This window comes from Pseudazoarcus sp. NS20, assembly GCF_059703745.1.
On the sequence record NZ_BAAKIY010000004.1, the window covers coordinates 296,279 to 314,022 of the forward strand.

The 17,744-nt window shown below is 64.2% G+C and carries 18 protein-coding genes; 8 read left to right on the plus strand and 10 right to left on the minus strand.

What is annotated here, in order from left to right; translation table 11 throughout:
* Positions 1–3: 3 nt before the first annotated feature.
* The 10 genes from AC6H0W_RS13170 to dctP form a co-directional block, all read right to left on the minus strand.
* Positions 4–924 carry an acyltransferase domain-containing protein gene (locus AC6H0W_RS13170; RefSeq protein ID WP_497577639.1) on the minus strand — a complete coding sequence of 307 codons (921 nt, stop codon included), beginning with the start codon at positions 922–924 and terminating at the stop codon, positions 4–6.
* The gene (locus tag AC6H0W_RS13175) at positions 921–1,772 is read right to left on the minus strand and encodes a triphosphoribosyl-dephospho-CoA synthase (RefSeq protein WP_497577640.1); all 852 of its coding nucleotides are present in this window, start codon (positions 1,770–1,772) and stop codon (positions 921–923) included. The genes AC6H0W_RS13170 and AC6H0W_RS13175 overlap by 4 nt, the downstream gene beginning before the upstream one ends.
* Positions 1,769–2,455, minus strand: coding sequence for a malonate decarboxylase holo-[acyl-carrier-protein] synthase (gene mdcG / locus AC6H0W_RS13180; protein ID WP_497577641.1), 687 nt, complete (start codon positions 2,453–2,455; stop codon positions 1,769–1,771). Before mdcG ends, AC6H0W_RS13175 begins: the two co-directional genes overlap by 4 nt.
* Positions 2,448–3,167 carry a biotin-independent malonate decarboxylase subunit gamma gene (locus AC6H0W_RS13185; RefSeq protein WP_497577642.1) on the minus strand — a complete coding sequence of 240 codons (720 nt, stop codon included), beginning with the start codon at positions 3,165–3,167 and terminating at the stop codon, positions 2,448–2,450. The genes mdcG and AC6H0W_RS13185 overlap by 8 nt, the downstream gene beginning before the upstream one ends.
* Positions 3,164–4,054 carry a biotin-independent malonate decarboxylase subunit beta gene (locus AC6H0W_RS13190; RefSeq protein ID WP_497577643.1) on the minus strand — a complete coding sequence of 297 codons (891 nt, stop codon included), beginning with the start codon at positions 4,052–4,054 and terminating at the stop codon, positions 3,164–3,166. Before AC6H0W_RS13190 ends, AC6H0W_RS13185 begins: the two co-directional genes overlap by 4 nt.
* Positions 4,047–4,361, minus strand: a complete 315-nt coding sequence (gene mdcC, locus AC6H0W_RS13195) for a malonate decarboxylase acyl carrier protein (RefSeq protein WP_497577644.1) — start codon at positions 4,359–4,361, stop codon at positions 4,047–4,049. Before mdcC ends, AC6H0W_RS13190 begins: the two co-directional genes overlap by 8 nt.
* 5 nt (positions 4,362–4,366) lie before the next feature.
* Entirely contained in the window at positions 4,367–6,016 is a 1,650-nt protein-coding gene (gene mdcA / locus AC6H0W_RS13200; RefSeq protein ID WP_497577645.1) for a malonate decarboxylase subunit alpha, read from the minus strand.
* Positions 6,017–6,065: 49 nt separating this feature from the next.
* Complete coding sequence (locus tag AC6H0W_RS13205; RefSeq protein WP_497577646.1) at positions 6,066–7,382, minus strand: TRAP transporter large permease; 1,317 nt, start codon at positions 7,380–7,382, stop codon at positions 6,066–6,068.
* Positions 7,382–7,921, minus strand: coding sequence for a TRAP transporter small permease (locus AC6H0W_RS13210; protein WP_497577647.1), 540 nt, complete (start codon positions 7,919–7,921; stop codon positions 7,382–7,384). Before AC6H0W_RS13210 ends, AC6H0W_RS13205 begins: the two co-directional genes overlap by 1 nt.
* Positions 7,922–7,985: 64 nt before the next feature.
* Positions 7,986–9,011, minus strand: coding sequence for a TRAP transporter substrate-binding protein DctP (dctP, locus tag AC6H0W_RS13215; RefSeq protein ID WP_497577648.1), 1,026 nt, complete (start codon positions 9,009–9,011; stop codon positions 7,986–7,988).
* A 225-nt stretch (positions 9,012–9,236) separates the two neighbouring features.
* Here dctP and AC6H0W_RS13220 point away from each other — a divergent pair, with 225 nt between their 5' ends.
* From AC6H0W_RS13220 to ccoG, 8 genes are all read left to right on the plus strand, one after another.
* Entirely contained in the window at positions 9,237–9,938 is a 702-nt protein-coding gene (locus AC6H0W_RS13220; RefSeq protein ID WP_497577649.1) for a GntR family transcriptional regulator, read from the plus strand.
* 115 nt (positions 9,939–10,053) lie between these two features.
* The gene (locus tag AC6H0W_RS13225; protein ID WP_497577650.1) at positions 10,054–12,534 is read left to right on the plus strand and encodes a heavy metal translocating P-type ATPase; all 2,481 of its coding nucleotides are present in this window, start codon (positions 10,054–10,056) and stop codon (positions 12,532–12,534) included.
* Between the two features lies 1 nt (position 12,535).
* Positions 12,536–12,757, plus strand: a complete 222-nt coding sequence (gene ccoS / locus AC6H0W_RS13230) for a cbb3-type cytochrome oxidase assembly protein CcoS (protein WP_497577651.1) — start codon at positions 12,536–12,538, stop codon at positions 12,755–12,757.
* 313 nt (positions 12,758–13,070) lie between these two features.
* Complete coding sequence (gene ccoN / locus AC6H0W_RS13235; protein ID WP_497577652.1) at positions 13,071–14,501, plus strand: cytochrome-c oxidase, cbb3-type subunit I; 1,431 nt, start codon at positions 13,071–13,073, stop codon at positions 14,499–14,501.
* A 13-nt stretch (positions 14,502–14,514) separates the two neighbouring features.
* Positions 14,515–15,147, plus strand: a complete 633-nt coding sequence (gene ccoO, locus AC6H0W_RS13240) for a cytochrome-c oxidase, cbb3-type subunit II (protein WP_497577653.1) — start codon at positions 14,515–14,517, stop codon at positions 15,145–15,147.
* A 15-nt stretch (positions 15,148–15,162) separates the two neighbouring features.
* Positions 15,163–15,357 carry a cbb3-type cytochrome oxidase subunit 3 gene (locus tag AC6H0W_RS13245; RefSeq protein WP_497577654.1) on the plus strand — a complete coding sequence of 65 codons (195 nt, stop codon included), beginning with the start codon at positions 15,163–15,165 and terminating at the stop codon, positions 15,355–15,357.
* Positions 15,350–16,255, plus strand: coding sequence for a cytochrome-c oxidase, cbb3-type subunit III (gene ccoP / locus AC6H0W_RS13250; RefSeq protein ID WP_497577655.1), 906 nt, complete (start codon positions 15,350–15,352; stop codon positions 16,253–16,255). Before AC6H0W_RS13245 ends, ccoP begins: the two co-directional genes overlap by 8 nt.
* A gap of 78 nt (positions 16,256–16,333) precedes the next feature.
* Positions 16,334–17,734, plus strand: coding sequence for a cytochrome c oxidase accessory protein CcoG (gene ccoG / locus AC6H0W_RS13255; protein ID WP_497577656.1), 1,401 nt, complete (start codon positions 16,334–16,336; stop codon positions 17,732–17,734).
* The last annotated feature ends 10 nt before the right edge of the window (positions 17,735–17,744 follow it).

Genomic DNA, 17,744 nt, shown 5'->3' on the forward strand with positions numbered 1-17,744 from the left:
CTCCTACTGAATGTTGGTCATGCGGGCAAGCCAGGTGGCAGCGCCGCGAACGGTGGCGAAGTCCGAAAGAGCGCGGGCTTCGAGGTCAGGATGGCGCTCACGCACCATACGGCTCAGGCTGTCGCCCGGCCCGAGTTCGAAGAACAGGGTGGCGCCGAGTTCGCGTGCCACATCCAGCGCGCGTGCCCAGTCGAGCGGCTCCGCCAGTTGGCGTGACAGCGCATCCACGGCCTGCTTGCGGGTGGAGACGCTGCGTCCGTCGATGCCGCCGGGTACCGGCGCGGCGTGTGGCAGCCATTGCGCGGCAGACAGCGCTTGTGCGAACGGCGCCACGGCACTATCCAGCCAGGGCGAATGCGCCGGCACGGTGACCGCCAGCCGCACCACGTGCGCGCCGCTGGCCGCGAGCTGGCTGGCCAGCGCATCGAGCACCGCCGAGGGGCCGGCCAGTACGCCGTGATCGGCCCCGTTGGTGATCGACAACGCTGCACCGGCGGCCTGCGCGGCATGCTGCAAGCGGGCGATGGGTATGCCGCGCACGGCCAGCAAGCCATGCCCGGCGGGGGCGGCGGCCTCCATGCAGTCGGCACGCTGTCTGGCGAGAGCCAAGGCCGTTTCCGGTGCCAGCGCAGCCGCGGCGCCGTGCGCGGTGAGCTCTCCGACGCTATAACCGGCCACCACGGCGGGCTCGATGCCAGCAGTGCGCAAAGTCTCGGCCACACACAGGCCGTACAACACGATCAGGGGCTGGGCATGGCGGTTGTGGAAGCAGTGCTCGGGCTCGCTCGCCACGGCCAGGGTGTCGGGCGCGACGTGGTGCGACAGGCGCTTCAACACCGGCCCTGCCAATTCATCGCCAGCCAGTTGCGCGAGCATGTCAGGCGTCTGGCTGCCTTGACCGGGGCACAGCCAGCACAGGCTCATGCCGCCTGCACTTCGCCGCGCGGGCGGGCGGCGGGGCGCATGTCCAGCGCGCAGATGAACAACGCGGCAGCCAGCAGGTCGGCGCTGCCGCCAGGGCTCAGGCGACGGCGTTCGAAGGCCGAGCAAACGGCGTGCAGATGCCGCTCGTGGCGATCGGTGAATACGCTGCCGCGCGCGAGGAAATCGGCGGCAGCCGACTGTGCCCACGCCAGCCCGCTGCGGCCGCCGCGGTGCGCCAGGTTGGTGTCCGGCAGCACGGCGATGGTGGCCATCAGTGCGTGCAGTTGGGCGTTGGGGTGGTTGCCGAGCTGCGCGCGGGCGCGCTCGAGCTCGGGCAAGGTGGTTTCGAACAGCACGGGAAAGCCGGCGGCGGCTTGCTCGCGCGCGCCGGCGATGCCCAGCTTGCGGCGCACGTGCGCGCCGTGGGTGTTGATGGGGGCGGTGGCCATGAGCAGGGCAGAGCCCCATTCTTCGGCGACGGTATGGCCCAGCGTGTGCCGGTCTGGTTCGCCGCGGGTGTGCTGCAGCCCGGCTGCGGCCGCGAGCAGCCCGAGGGTGAAGATGGCGCCCTTGTGCGTATTGACCCCGCCGGTGGCCTCGAACATGACGTTCTCTGCGATCACGCCGCGTGTCTGCAAGGCATGCAGCGGTGCCGCGGTGGCGCCCAGACGCGCGCAATCGCCGAAATAGCCGGCCAGCGCATTGATGCTGGCGTTGAAATGGCGGTGATCCATGTCGCTGTGGCTGCCGTTGGAGAACGGCGTGACCAAGCCGGGCTTGGGTGCCAGCGAGAGTTCGAAGACCAGCGCCTGCCAGGCGGCGTGGTCGATGTGTTGCGTGAAGCTCATGTGGATTCGGTGTTGCAGCCCGCCAGGAATTCCTCACGAGTGATCATACCGACGTGACGGACGTGCTTGAACAGGATCTGGCGCGTACCGCCCAGCAATTCACGCCAGCTGGTGGCGCGGCCGTGGCGGTCCACCAGTTCGCCGTCGAGCCGGGGGGCGCCACCGTGCGACGAGATCGCCGCAAGCGCGTCGAGCGTGCGCAAGGCCGCGTCGCGGCTGACGGGTTGCAGCATCAGGTCGAGATCCGAATCTTCGCCCAGACACGTCAGGCCGGTGAGGGCCTGCATGGCCGCCGAGCCGAAGGCGCGTGGCCGGGCCGCCGCGATGTCCGCATGGGAGGTCAAGGCGCTTACGGTGGCTTGCCAGTGTTCCGGCAATTGTGCGGCAATCGCCAGCAGCGGCGGTGGCGCGGCGCGGCGCGCGATGCACGCCGTGGGCACGTCGAAGGCGATGCGGTGTTTGCCTGCGGCAGGCGGCAGCGGCAGGCCGAGCAGGCTGCGGCCGGGGGCCAGTTCGCTTGGCTGGCGAGCCATGATCAGCGGCCTGCCGGCGTCGATCCACTCGCGCAGGCAGGCCGTGGGGTCGATCTGCTCGACGCTGCAGCCGGGCAGGGCGCGCGCCAACTCCGCGCTGCCGGCGTCGAGCCAGATCAGGTCGTGTCGGGCTGGCACGTGATCAGCCATGTCGGGCAATGCGTTCGGCCAGCGGCGCGGCGGCGTGGCGGCCACCGCGTTCCAGACCGAGTTGCATGCGGCGGTCGTCGCCTGCGGGGCCGGCGCGTACCTCGGCCAGCGCCGTGGCCAACTGGTTTGCGTAGTCGTCGCTCCACACTGCGCGCAGGTGCCCCATGCGCAGATAGTTGTCGACGCCCGGTGAAAACACCGGGGATTCCTTCGCCAGGGCTTGGAGTTTTTCCAGTGGCACTTTGGTGATGCGTGCCATGGCCGGCAGGTTCATGACCTTGATTTCGGCGCCACTCACGGCGTAGCAGGCGTCGGCCATCATGCCGGTGGTGAGGTAGCCGCCGGACACGGCCTCGCCATACACCACTGACAACAGCGGATGGCCGTGGTGGCGGGCAATTTCGCAGCATTTGGCAAGGTGCGCCATGTAGCCGTTAAGGCCCAGCAGCTCGTCGCGGCGGCGCAGTCGCTGGCCTTGCGTGTCGAGGAAGAACACGATGGCTTCGCCGGGGCGTTTGCGCACGGTTTCGAGCACGGCGGCGGCCATGCGCAGGCACAGGTCGGCGCCGACTTCGGCGCGGCCGGCAGTACCGATGACGGTGATGGTCTCGTCGCCCAGGCTCGCGCGGCCGTCGAAGTAGTGATCGTCGAGCGTATGCGGTGCCCAGCCGTCGGCGCTGAAAAAGGCGTGCAGCAGATCGTCGCGGGTCATGCTGGGCTCCTGGCGTTGGCCGCGTCGGCCACGGCTTCGAATTCGGCGGCGTCGAGCATGGGAATGCTCTCGGGTTGCGCAACGCCTAATCGGCGCCACACCTCCAACCCGTCGCTGCAGTCGGCAAAGGCTTCCCAGCGTGCGGCGAGGCGTGCGTGCTCGCGTTCGACGTCTTCTAGGCTGAGGCCGGCCGTGCCGTCGGTCAGGGCCATTGCGGCACGGCGGAAATCGGCGATGTCGTCGTCGCAAATGCGGTCGACTTCACCCAGCAGGTATCGGTGCTTGCCGCCCGTGACGCGCCACACCAGGGCGCGGTCGCGCGCATCGAACTCTTCCACACCATGCACGGTTTCGATCACCTCGGGGCCGGACATGGCCAGACGGCCTTCTTCCGAGATGGCAATGGCGTCACAGCAGCGCGCCACCAGTCCGGTGCCGCCGAAGCAGCCGGCGCTGCCGCCGACCAGCCCGACAAAGCGCACACCGGCCACGCGCGCGGCGCAGATGGCGCGCAGGATTTCCGAGACGGCAATCAGGCCGGCGTTGGCCTCATGCAGGCGCACGCCGCCGGAGTCGAACAGGATCAGCACGGCGGCGGGCTTCTCGGCCACCGCGCGGCGGATCAGGCCGACGAGCTTGGCGCCGTGTACTTCGCCCACCGCGCCGCCGAGAAACAGCCCTTCCTGCGCGGCGATGAGCACCGGCTTGCCGTCGAGCGTGCCGCGCCCGGCGATCAGGCCGTCGTCAAAGGCCACCGGTTGATCGAGCTGCGCCAGATGCGGGCTGGAGACGCGCTCGGACGGCGGCACGAATTCGCGGAAGCTGCCGGCGTCGAGGATGCCCGCCACCCGCTCCCGGGCGCTGGCCTCCGAATAGCTCTTACGCATGTTCTTCCTCCCAGGCTTCGAGCGCCTGATCGAGGCGCAGGCTGACCACCGCCGGGGTGGCGCCTACATCGTTGATCTCGATGGTCAGGCCGCCGGCGCGGTGGCGCTCGCCGAAGTCGTGCAGCACGGCCTGCCAGATCGGGCCGAAGCCGATGGCCGAGGTGTTGATGGCGATGCGACAGTGGCCGGCGTGTTCGCTGGCTTCGACCAGCACTTCGCAGTTGCCCGAGGCGGTGACGCCGACCAGCACTGGTGGATGCCGGACGGCTGCGTTTTGCGAGGGAATGTCGTAGTGCAGTTTTTCCATGGCACTCACCAGTTGCGGAAACGGCTGGGCGGGTCGTACAGGCCGCCCGAAGCGCGCACCAGATCCTTGATCGAGCGCGCGGCCAGCAGGTCGCGCGTGGCCTCGCGGCGGGCAATGCCGAGGTCTTCCGGGCGCTGTATCACACCGCGCTGGCGCAACTCGGCCACTTTGGCGCGGTCACGCGCGAGGCCCACCGGCGTGTAGCCGGCCACGCCGCGAATGGCCTGCTCACGCTCGCCTGCGTCGCGGCACAGCAGCAGGTTGGCAATGCCTTCTTCGGTGACGATGTGTGTGACGTCGTCACCGAAGATCATCACCGGCGGGTTGGCGAGGCCCATGTCATCCGCCAGATCCCACGCGTCGAGGCGCTCGACGAAGGCCGGCGCCATGTGTTCGCGGAAGGTCTCGACCATCTGCACCACCAGCTTGCGACCGCGCGGCATTTCGTTGCGGCCCTGGCGTGCTTCTTCGCCGGCTTTCACCCAGGCTTCGCTTTCATGACGGCGGCCGCGCGCGTCGGCGCCCATGTTGGGCGCGCCACCAAAGCCGGCGATGCGGCCTTTGGTGGCGGTGGAGCTGTTGCCCTGCAGGTCGATCTGCAGTGTCGAGCCGATGAACAGATCGCAGGCGTAATGGCCGGCTGCCTGGCAGAAGGCACGGTTGGAACGCATCGAGCCGTCGGCGCCGGTGAAGAACACGTCGGGGCGGGAGGCGATGTAGGCCTCCATGCCGAGTTCCGAGCCGAAGCTGTGCACCGACTGCACGAAGCCGGCCTCGATCGCGGGAATCAGCGCGGGGTGCGGGTTGAGCGCCCAGTGCGTGCAGATCTTGCCCTTCAGGCCGAGCCGTTCGGCGTAGGTCGGCAACAGCAATTCGATGGCAGCGGTGTCGAAGCCGATGCCGTGGTTGAGCGTGGTGACGCCGTAGCGCGCGTAGATGCCTTTGATGACCATCATCGCCATCAGCACCTGGATTTCGGAAATCTGTGCCGGATCGCGCGTGAACAGCGGCTCGATGTAGTAGGGCTTGGGCGCCTCGATGACGTAATCCACCCAATCGGCCGGGATGTCGACGCGCGGCAGCGTGTCGCGGATTTCATTCACCTGGGCGATCACGATGCCGCCGCGGAAGGCCGTGGCCTCGACGATGGCGGGCGTGTCTTCGGTGTTCGGGCCGGTGTAGAGGTTGCCCTGCGCGTCGGCCGCTTCGGCTGCAATCAGCGCCACATTCGGCGTCAGATCGACGAAGTAGCGTGCGAACAGCTCCAGATAGGTGTGGATGGCATTGACGCGAATGCGCCCCTCCGACACCAGTTGCGCGAGCCGCGTGCCCTGCGGGCCCGAGAACGAGAAATCCACCTCTTTTGCGATGCCGCGCTCGAACAGCGCAATGTGGTCGGGCAGGGCGATGACCGACTGCACCAGATGCAGCTCGTTGATTGTTTCGGGATCAACCGAGGCCAGCGCGCGGGCAAGAAAGTCTGCTTGCTTCTGGTTGTTGCCCTCGACGCAGACACGGTCGCCGCATTCGATGACAGCTTCGAGCAGCGCGATGGCATCGTCGGCCGCGACCTGACGGCCGCTTGCCAGCTTGGCCGCGCGCGCCTTGCGTTCGGCGCGCCGGTTGCCGGGCAGGCGGTGATCGTTGGCGTTCATGAAGGTTTCTCCGTGACGCACCCGGCCGTGGCCGGGTGCGGTTTCAGGCTCAGACGGCCGGGCCCATCAGGAAGGTCGGCAGCCAGGTGGCGATCTCCGGGAAGATGCACAGCAGAATGATGGCCAGCACCATGCAGCCCACGTACGGCAGCGAGCCCCACAGAATGGTCTGCAGCTTGATGTCCGGCGCGATGCCGTTGATGACGAAGAGGTTGAGCCCCACCGGCGGCGTGATCAGGCCGATTTCCATGTTGATGGTGAGGATCACGGCGAACCAGTACGGGTCGAAACCGGCTTCGATGATGATCGGCAGCAGGATCGGCGCCGCCATCAGGATCACCGCCACCGGAGGCAGGAAGAAGCCGGCGCCCAGCAGGAAAAGGTTGATCATGAACATCAACGCCCACGGGTTGAGGTTCATGTCGATGATCCACTGCGCCAGGCTCTGCGTGATGTAGAGGCTCGACAGCATGAAACTGAACAGGCCCGATGCGCCGATGATGACCATGATCATCACCGATTCCTTGGTGCAGTCGCGGAACACGTTCCACAGCACCTTGGGGTTCCACATCTTGTAGACCACGATGGCCAGCACCACGCAGGCCAGTGCGCCCACGGCGGCGGCCTCCGACGGCGTGGCGACGCCGCCGTACAGCGCCCACAGCACGAAGACGATGATCAGCAGGAAGGGCAGGATCTTCGGCATCAGCTCCAGGCGCTCTTTGAGCGTGTAGCGGATATTCGATACCACCACGCCATCGGTCTGGCGCCAGGTCGAGTAAATCGCCCAGGCCATGAAAAGCCCCGTGAGCATCAGGCCCGGCAGGATGCCGGCGATGAACAGGCGCCCGATCGAGGTTTCGGTCGAAATGCCGTAGACGATCATCGTCACACTGGGCGGAATCAAAATGCCCAGCGTGCCGCCAGCCGCGATGGAGCCGGCCGCGACGCCTTTTGGATAGCCGCGCTTGACCATCTCGGGGATGCCCATCTTGCCGATGGCCGCGCAGGTGGCGGGCGACGAGCCCGACATGGCCGAGAACAGAGCGCACGCACCGAGGTTGGACACCACCAGACCGCCCGGTACGCGAGTCAGCCAGCGGCTGAGCAACTCATACAGGTCACCGCCGGCACGTGAGGACGCCACGGCGGCACCCATCAGGATGAACATGGGGATCGACAGCAGCGCAAAGCTGTCGAGTTTGCCGAAGATGACCTCGGGGATAACCGCGAGACCGAACATGCCGTCCTGCCACAGGATGAACAGGGTCGAGACGATGATCAGGCCGAAGCCGACCGAAATGCCCGAAAACAGCACCGCAATGGTGGCGATGAGCACGAAGAGGCTGAGCAGCAGCGGATCCATCAGCGCTCTCCTTCGGAAGCGGGGTTGAGCGGCTGTTGGTGTGCCGGCACGAAGGGGTCTTCAACGCGCGTGGCCATCATCAGATCCGCGGTGTATTGCAGCACCATCAGGCCGAAACCTAGTGGCATTGCGAGATAGGGAATCCACAGCGGCGAGCCGAACACCGAGGAAGAGCGCCAGCCGCCGTTCCATGCCTGCAGGAACAGCTCGGCCGAGTAGAACGCCACGACGGCGCAGGTGACGGCCTGGAGCAATGCGCAAAACGCGAACAGCACCTTGCGCGGGGCTTTCTGCAGATACAGCGGCAACAGGTCGACGTTGATGTGGCCGCGCAGCAACTGCACGTAGGGCATGCCCAGCAGGGTCGCGCCGATCATCAAGTAGGTGACGACTTCGGTCTGCCAAACGGTCGAGGCATTGAGCACGTACCGCATGAAGACCAGTTGGCAGACGATGAACACCGACGCGAAGATCATCATCGCGGCGGTAACGCCGCAGATGCGTGACAGCGCATGTACGGTTCGGACGTAAAGAAGCATCGTGGTGCTCCGGGTGAGGCGGATACGAAAAGGCCGGCGCTGTGAGGCGCCGGCCCGCTCGGAATTACTCTACGGACAGAGCCATATCCAGCAGCTCTTTGCCACCCTTCACTTCATCGACGAAGGCTTTGTAGGAAGTCTTCTCCGCCAGGTCACGCCATTTCTTGAACTGCTCGGCGTTCATCTGGGCGATTTCCACGCCAGCCTTCTTGAACACTTCAACCGAGGTGGCGTCTTCTTTGGCGGCTTCAGTCACGTAATACTCTTCGGCCTTCTTGGCCGCGGCCGTCAGAGCGGCTTTTTGCGCGTCGTTCAGACGGTCGTAGGCACGCTTGGACATCATCACCGGCTGATACATGAACCACAGCGCGTACTCGCCGGCCGGCGTGTAGCACTTGACCTGCTCGTACAGGCGGAAGGAAACGAAGCTTGCCGAGCTGGTGTTCACCGCGTCGAGCACGCCGGTCTGCATGCCCGTGTACACCTCGGAGCTGGGCATCGACGAGATCGATGCGCCTGCACCGGCGAGCATCTGCTCGAAGGCCTTGCCGGCCGCACGCATTTGCTGGCCCTTGGCGTCGTCGGGCTCGACGATGCAGTTCTTCTTGGAGGCGAAGCCGCCGGCCAGCCAGCCCTTGGCGACCGTCACGGCGCCGGCTTTGTTGGCGACCTCTTCGATCTTGCCCATGAAGTCGGAGTTGTTGATGCGCACCGAGTGGGCGTGGTTCTTCACCAAGCCGGGCATCAGCGTGAGGTTGAACTCGGGGTGGCGGCCACCGGCGTAGGAAAGCGGCAGCACGGTCATGTCGAGGCGGCCGGAAGTCAGCGCGCCCCACTGGTCGTTGGCCTTGAACAGGGCCTGGCTCGGGAAAATCTGGATATTGATGCCCACATTGGCCTTCTCGACTTCGTCGGCGACGATCTGCGCGACCTTGTGACGAATGTCGTTGGTGGACCACTGGTGTGACAGGCGCAGCGTCTGCTGGGCGCTGGCCTGACTCACTACGCCGGCCCCGAGCGTCACGGCGGCGCATACGGTCAGTGCGGAGCGCAGAAAGTTTCTGCGCACGGTGGCTTGCTTCTGGTTCATGGCGGTTGTCTCCTGAGAATATTTTTGTGCTGCTTTTATATGCCGGGCTTACGCAGAGCACGCATGGCGCGTGGTCCTCGGCCGCGTCGGCTGGGCGACCGTCCCCCGCAGGGTGGCGTTGATGCAGATTTGTATTCCAAAACTGCTTTCTTGTATACGAGAATAACCTAAGATGAACTTGATTCAAGTTCACGCGACATTCATCGCCGCCGAGGAAGCTGCAACATGAACCGACCTGAAGTGCCGCCGGTAGCCACCCGTCGGTCCGAGACGCTGCGTGAAACCATCGAAGAGCGCATTGCGACGGGCGAGTACGCGCCGGGCATGCGTCTCGACGAAAGCGAATTGGCGGAGGAATTCGGCGTTTCGCGCACACCGATTCGCGAGGCACTGATTCAGCTTGATTCGGAGGGGTTGGTCGAGATGCGGCCGCGGCGCGGTGCCGTGGTGGTGGAGGTGTCGCCGCAGCGCCTGTGCGAGATGTTCGAGGTCATGGCCGAGCTCGAAGGCATGTGTGCTCGTCTTGCAGCGCGCCGTCTCACGGTGGAAGACCGCGCCGAATTGGTGGCCGCGCACGAGGCCAGTCAGAGCGCCTTGCAGGGCGACGACCCGAACACCTACTTCTACCTCAACGAGCGTTTTCACCACGCCATCTACGCCGCCAGTCACAATCAGTTCCTGATCGAACAGGCTCGGCAGCTACAGCGGCGTCTGCGCCCTTATCGGCGCATGCAGCTTCATGTGCGCGACCGCGTGAAAGCCTCGTTCGACGAGCACGACGGCATCACGCAGGCCATCATCGAGGGCGACGGCGAGCGCGCCGCCCAACTGCTGCGTGATCATGTCACCGTGCAGGGCGAGCGCTTCAGCGATCTGCTGGTGTCGCTGAGCGAGTTGCAGTCGCACACGCCGCGGCGATTGCGCTGACTAAACCCGTCTGAATTGATCCTGCGCAAGGCGGGGGCAGGGTGAATCGTGCTAGAAAGGCGAGTTGCCCGGGTTCCGGCGCTCCCGCGTCGGGCCGGAAGCCGTAGCTGCCGTAATGACCACCGCCGATCTGCCCCTCAGCCCGTCCGCCGCCGAAGAGGCTTGCTATCACTGCGGCCTGTCCGTCCCACCGAACACGTCTTACCGGGTGCGCATCGACAATGCCGAGCGGCACATGTGCTGTGCCGGTTGCGAGGCGGTGGCCAGCGCCATCGTCAGCAACGGGCTGAGCGACTACTACCGTCATCGCGACGCCATGCCCGAGCCGGTGCGCGAGGCGATGCCCGCCGATCTGCAGGATCTGGGCCTGTTCGATCACCCTGAGTTTCAGGCCGATTTCGTGCGGCCGGTGGGTGAGAACGAGCGTGAAGCCGCGCTGATCCTCGAAGGCATCACGTGCGCCGCGTGCGTCTGGCTCAACGAACGCCATGTGCGCAGTCTTCCCGGCGTATCGCATGTCGACGTGAACTACGCCACGCGACGCGCGCGCGTGCGCTGGAATCCCGAGCGCACCCAGCTCTCCGCCATTCTCGGCGCCATCCAGTCGATCGGCTATCGCGCCTATCCCTACGATGCCGAGCGCCTCGAACAGATCGCGCATCGCGAGCGTCGCTCGATGCTGTGGCGGGTGTTCGTTGCCGGCTTCGGCATGATGCAGGTGATGATGTACGCCTACCCGGCGTGGATCGCCTCGGGCGACGATCTGTCGCAGGACGCCGAAGCCCTGATGCGCTGGGCCAGTCTGGTTCTCACCGTGCCGGTGGTGTTCTATTCCGCCGCGCCATTCTTCCAGCGCGCCTGGCGCGACATCCGCTTCCGTTCGCTGGGCATGGACGTACCGGTAGCCGTCGGCGTCGGCAGTGCGTTTGCGGCCAGCGTGTGGGCGACCTTCACCGGCGGTCCGGCGGTGTATTTCGACTCCGTCACGATGTTCGTTTTCCTGTTGCTCGGCGGCCGTTACCTTGAAATGCTGGCGCGACAGAAAGCCGTGCGCGGTGTCGAGGAACTCAGCAAGGTTTTGCCGTCTTTCGCCGAGCGGCTTGAGGCCGACGGTGCGGGCGAGCGAGTGCCGGTTTCCAAGTTGCTTGCGGGCGAGCGCGTGCGCGTGCGCCCGGGTGAAGTGATTCCGGTGGATGGCGTGGTGCTGGAAGGGCGCAGCAGCGCCAATGAAGCCTTGCTTACCGGTGAAAGCCGCCCGGTGGAGAAGGCGGCCGGAGCCGAAGTGATCGGCGGCAGCATCAATATCTCCAGCCCACTGGTGATCGAAGTGCGACGGGTGGGCGAGGCCACCCGGCTGGCGGCGATTCGTCGCCTGGTCGATCGTGCCTCGCAGGAGCGCCCGGCCATTGCCACCCACGCCGACCGCGTGGCACGCGTGTTCATCGCCGCCTTGTTGGCGGCTTCCGTGCTGACTTGGGTGATCTGGCATTTCATCGATCCCGATCGTGCCTTGTGGATCTTCGTGTCCGTGCTGGTGGTGGCCTGCCCGTGCGCCTTGTCGCTGGCCACGCCGACGGCACTGACGGTGTCTACCGATGCGCTGGCCCGCATGGGCATTCTGGTCACGCGCGGCCACGCCATCGAAGGTCTGGCCAAGGCCAACCGCTTCGTGTTCGACAAGACCGGCACGCTCACGCATGGCGAAATGCGCGTGGATGCACTTGAGGTGTTGAGTGGCGAAGAGGCCGATGCGCGCGCCCTGGCGGCGGCGTTGGAGCAGGGCTCCGAGCACGCCATTGCCGCGGCCTTGCGACAGGCTGCGGACGGACTGCAATTGCCCGTTGTGGAGGCCGCGCGCTCCGTCACCGGGCAGGGGGTTGAGGGGCGGGTGAGCGGCGAGCGCCTGCGTGTGGGGCGGCCGACATTTGTTGCGGAACTGAGCGGGGCTGCAGCCCCTCTGAGTCTCGAAGCGCTGGGGCAAGGCGGCGGTACGGTGGTTGCCCTTGGGTCGGAGCACGGCGTGATTGCTCTGTTCCGCCTGGCTGACACCTTGCGCGATGAAGCGCCGGTGCTGACCGAGCGGCTTGCATCAGAGCGGATTCCGATGGCCATCGTCAGTGGTGATGCACAGATGGCGGTGGCGGCGGTGGCGCAGCGGCTTGGCATCCACGAGACGCGCGCGGGCTCCACGCCGGAAGAGAAGCAGGCTTTTGTCGCGAACTGGCAGGCCGAACCGGGCGCGGTAGTGGCGATGATTGGTGACGGCGTCAATGATGGTCCGGTGCTTGCGCAGGCGCAGGTCTCGGTGGCCATGGGGGGCGGTACCGATCTGGCGCGTAACCAGGGTGATCTGGTGTTGCTGTCGAACAATCTGGCCAGCCTGTCGGCCGCAATTACGCATGCGCGACGCACTTTGCGCATCGTGAGGGAAAATTTGTGGTGGTCGTTCGCCTACAATTTCACGTCTGTGCCGTTGGCTATGGCCGGGCTGATCACGCCGTGGATGGCAGGCTTGGGCATGGCGCTCAGCTCGCTGCTGGTGGTTCTCAACGCTTTGCGTCTGCAGCGCGGCATTGCTGCAACAAAAGGAGCCTGAAATGGGCCTCTACATCCTGATTCCACTGTCCCTCGTTATCGTCTTCCTGATCGGCGTGGTATTCTTTCGATCTTTGCGAAGTGGTCAGTTTGACGACCTCGAGGGGCCGGGTTTCCGGATTCTCGTCGACGATCCCGACCCCCCGCGAGAAATGGAAGAGCTTGAGGCGCGCACTCGCCGAGAAGAGGAAAACTCCCGCCCGGCCAACAACGAGCCCGGTTGATCCAGATCAAACCAGCCCCACGGGCACGACGACATACTGACTCATGGTCGCAAAACGCACAGCGCGTCTTTGTGATCATGGATTGCAAGTCTCTCTGTTGGGGTTGGGGGTGCGCCGCGGTGCACCCCGTTTTTTTGCACCGAATACGCCGTACTGCGGCGTGATATGTCAGATGATGATCTATACCGGATTGATTGATTTCACCTGCGCTTGATCGGGATCAAACCCGTTCAGGCGCTTTGTCGTATTTTCGAGGCCGTTTTGCAGGCCGTTGGTCGGGCCAGGAATTTTGTAACCGAGAGGAGTAATCCAAGTGCAATCGCAGGCGACTTACCACTATAAAGTCGTTCGCCAGTTCGCCCTGATGGCTATCGTCTGGGGCATCGTCGGGATGTCGGTGGGGGTGCTTATCGCCGCCCAGCTGGCTCATCCGGCGCTCAACATGAGCGAACTCGGTGAATGGTTCCACTTCGGCCGCTTGCGCCCGCTGCACACCAACGCGGTGATTTTCGCGTTTGGCGGCTGCGCACTGTTTGCTACCTCGTATTACGTGGTCCAACGCACCTGTCACACTCCGCTGTTTGCGCCGAAGCTGGCCGCATTCACGTTCTGGGGCTGGCAGGCGGTGATCGTCCTGGCTGCCATCACGCTGCCGCTGGGCTACACCTCGAGCAAGGAATACGCCGAGCTTGAGTGGCCCATCGACATCCTGATCGCCATCGTGTGGATCTCTTACGCCATCGTGTTCTTCGGCACGATCGCCAAGCGCAAGGTCTCGCACATCTACGTGGCGAACTGGTTCTTCGGCGCGTTCATCCTCACCGTGGCGTTGCTGCACATCGTCAACAGCGCGGCCATCCCGGTCACCTTCTGGAAGTCCTACTCGGCCTACGCCGGTGCGCAGGACGCCATGATCCAGTGGTGGTACGGCCACAACGCCGTCGGCTTCTTCCTGACCGCCGGCTTCCTCGGCATGATGTATTACTTCGTGCCGAAGCAGGCTGATCGTCCGGTGTATTCCTATCGTCTGTCGGTGGTGCACTTCTGGGCGCTGATCTTCACCTACATGTGGGCCGGCCCGCACCACCTGCACTACACCGCGTTGCCCGACTGGACCCAGTCCCTCGGCATGGTGTTCTCGCTGATCCTGCTGGCTCCGTCGTGGGGCGGCATGATCAACGGCATCATGACCCTGTCGGGTGCTTGGCATAAGCTGCGTACCGATCCGATCCTCAAGTTCCTCGTGGTGTCGCTGTCGTTCTACGGCATGTCGACCTTCGAAGGTCCGATGATGGCGATCAAGACGGTCAACGCGCTGTCGCACTACACCGACTGGACCATCGGCCACGTTCACTCCGGCGCTCTGGGCTGGGTGGCGATGATCTCGATCGGCTCGATTTATTACCTGCTCCCGCGCATGTACGGCAAAACCGAGATGTATTCGGTGTCGCTCATCAACGCCCATTTCTGGATCGCCACCATCGGCATCGTGCTGTACATCGCCTCGATGTGGATCGCCGGTGTCACGCAGGGCCTGATGTGGCGTGCGGTCAATGCCGACGGCACGCTGACGTACTCGTTCATCGAGGGCGTCAAGGCCAGCTATCCGTTCTGGAATATCCGTCTGATCGGCGGTGGGCTCTTCCTGTCTGGCATGTTCATCATGGCCTACAACACGATCAAGACCATTTCGGGCCAGAAGACTTACGAAGCACCGGTGCTCGCTCCGGCTGCGGCGCACTGAGGAGTTGTAGAAGATGCGCAAACTCAAGCATGAGCTAATCGAGCGCAGCGTTGGTCTGTTGATCGTGCTGACGCTTGCCACGGTGAGCGTGGCCGGTCTGGTGGAAATCGTTCCGCTGTTCTTCCAGCACTCGCTGACCAAGCCGATCGATCGCACCGGCAACCCGCTGGACATCAAGCCGTACGACGCCGTGCGTCTGACCGGTCGCGACATCTACATTCGTGAGGGCTGCTCGAACTGCCACTCGCAGATGATTCGTCCGTTCCGTGCCGAAACCGAACGCTACGGTCACTACTCGGTGGCGGGTGAGTACATCTACGACCGTCCGTTCCTGTGGGGCTCCAAGCGTACGGGCCCCGACCTGGCGCGCGTGGGTGGTCGTTATTCGGATGAGTGGCACCGTGTCCACCTGCTGAACCCGCGTGCGGTCGTGCCGGAGTCGAACATGCCGGCTTTCCCGTGGCTTGAGCGCCCGGTCGACGCCAGCAGCATCGACAAGAAGATGATCGCGCTGCGCAAGCTCGGCCACCCCTACACCGACGAGGAAATCGCCGGTGCCAAGGCCGCGCTCGAAGGCAAGACCGAAATGCAGGTGCTGATTGCCTACCTGCAGGGTCTGGGCACCGCGCTGTCCAACTTCAAGTAATCCGGAGGGCGAGTAATGGAAGCCAACATCGTAAGAATCGCGGTCACCGTGGTCGGCTTTGCGTGCTTCATCGGCATCTGCCTGTGGGCGTTCAGCAAGCATGCACGGAAGGGCTTTGACGAGGCGGCCATGCTCCCCTTCACCGAAGATGACGACAAGCCCGCTTCTCGCGAAGACGGGCAGTCCAAGCAAGGAAAAGAACATGGCTGACTTCGTGAGCGGCTTCTGGAATTTCTGGGTCATGGTGTTGGTGACCCTGAGCCTGCTGTTCTGTGTGTTCGTGCTGGTCTCGAACAACAAGAAACCCAAGCCGGGCCCGGTTGAACTGTGTGATCACGTATGGGACGAGTCTCTCGTCGAATACAACAATCCGCTGCCGCGCTGGTGGATGTATCTCTTCTGGATCACGCTGATTTTCGCGGTCGTGTATCTGGCGCTTTACCCGGGTTTCGGCAACCGTCAAGGCATCCTTCAGTGGAGTGCAGTCGGGCAGTACGAAGACGAAAAGGCTGCAGCTGAGGACCGCTTCGGCCCGATCTACGCCAAGTATCGCGACATGGATCTGAAAGCAGTTGCCGCAGATCCGGAGGCGGTGGCCATGGGCGGCCGTCTGTTCCAGACGTACTGCTCGCAGTGCCATGGGTCCGATGCCGGGGGTGGCCGTGGTTTCCCCAACCTGACCGACAAGGTCTGGCTGTGGGGCGGCGAGCCCGAAACCATCAAGACCACCATCACCAACGGACGCACCGGCGTGATGCCGCCGCTGGGCCCGACGATCGGCCCCGAAAGCACGCGTGACGTGGCGCATTACGTGCGCTCGCTCAACGGTCTGGCGCACGATTCGATCCGTGCCCAGCGTGGTGTCGATGTGTTTGCTGCCAACTGCGCGGTGTGCCATGGCGCCGAAGCCAAAGGCACCCCGGCGATGGGGGCTCCGAACCTGACCGACAATACGTGGTTGTGGGGCTCCAGCGAAGCCATCATCACGCAGACCATCAATAACGGCCGTCAGAACCGCATGCCGGGCTTTGGTGACTTCCTCGGCGAAGACAAGGTGCATGTGCTCGCTGCGTATGTGTGGAGCCTGTCGAATCAACCGAAGCCGTAAGCCACTCATGTTGTGAATCGCGATTACGCCGCCCGGGGTAACCCTGGCGGCGTATTGCTTGCAGGATCAGGAAACGCAATGGCCGCACAAGACAGCAAGCCCGAGCAACAGGACAACCTGGGTCTGAACGCCGGAGGCAAGACGATCCACATGCGCAGCGTGAAGGGCAACTTCACGAACTGGCGCTGGTTCTTCGTGTGGTTCACACAGATCCTCTTTTACGGCCTGCCGTGGCTGTCGTGGAACGAGCGTCAGGCGGTGCTGTTCCATCTGGCGGAGCGCAAGTTCTACATTTTCAACTGGGTGTTCTGGCCGCAAGATGTCATCTATCTGGCGGTGCTGTTGATCATCTCGGCTTTCGGGCTGTTCTTCTTCACGGCGATCGCCGGGCGCCTGTGGTGTGGCTATACCTGTCCGCAGACGGTCTACACCGAGATCTTCATGTGGATCGAAGAGAAGATCGAAGGCAACCATCTGGCGCGACGCAAGCTCGCCGAAGAGCCGATGAGCCCGCGCAAGGCGCTTTTGCGCGGCAGCAAGTACTTCGTTTGGGGCGCCGTGGCGCTGTGGACTGGCTTCACCTTCGTTGCCTATTTCACGCCGCTCGACGGTTTGATCCAGTCGTTCGCGCAATTCGATGTCGGCGGCTGGGTGCTGTTCTGGACGCTCTTTTACGCTGCTTTCACCTACGTTTTTGCCGGCGTGCTGCGCGAGCAAGTGTGTTTCTACATGTGCCCCTATGCGCGCTTCCAGAGCGTCATGTTCGACGACGACACGCTGGTGGTCACCTATGACACCGAGCGCGGCGAGCCGCGTGGTTCGCGCAAGAAGGGGGTTGATCCGAAGTCGGTCGGCAAGGGGGACTGCGTGGATTGCAACGTCTGCGTGCAGGTGTGCCCCACGGGCATTGATATCCGCGATGGCCTGCAGTATGAATGCATCGGCTGTGGAGCCTGTATCGACGGCTGCAACGACGTCATGGACCGCATGGGCTATGAGCGCGGGCTGATCCGCTACTCCACCGAGAACGCCGTGCGTGAGCATTGGGGCGTGAAGCAGATCCTCGCGCACATCCTGCGCCCGCGCATCCTGGTGTATGGCGCATTGCTTGTGGCCATCTGTGCTGCCACCCTGGCTGCGCTGGTGATGCGCGACGATATCCGCGTGGACATCATCCGAGACCGCGCTTCGCTCGCACGCGAGGTCGATGGCGGGCTGATCGAGAACGTCTATCGCCTTCAGATCATGAACATGACCGAAGTGCCGCGGGAAGTGCACGTCGATGTGAGCGGCATCGAAGGTGCGCATGTAGTCGGCAGCACGCTCGCCTTGCTGCCTGCGGCCGGTATCGAATCGGTCGCCGTAAATGTCCGCGTGCCGTATGACGCGGTCGAACCGGGTGTACACGAAATTGTTTTCAGCGTTGCAGCGGAAGACCTGACGGTGCACGAGAAGACCACCTTCATCATTCCGCAATGAGGTTCTGAAT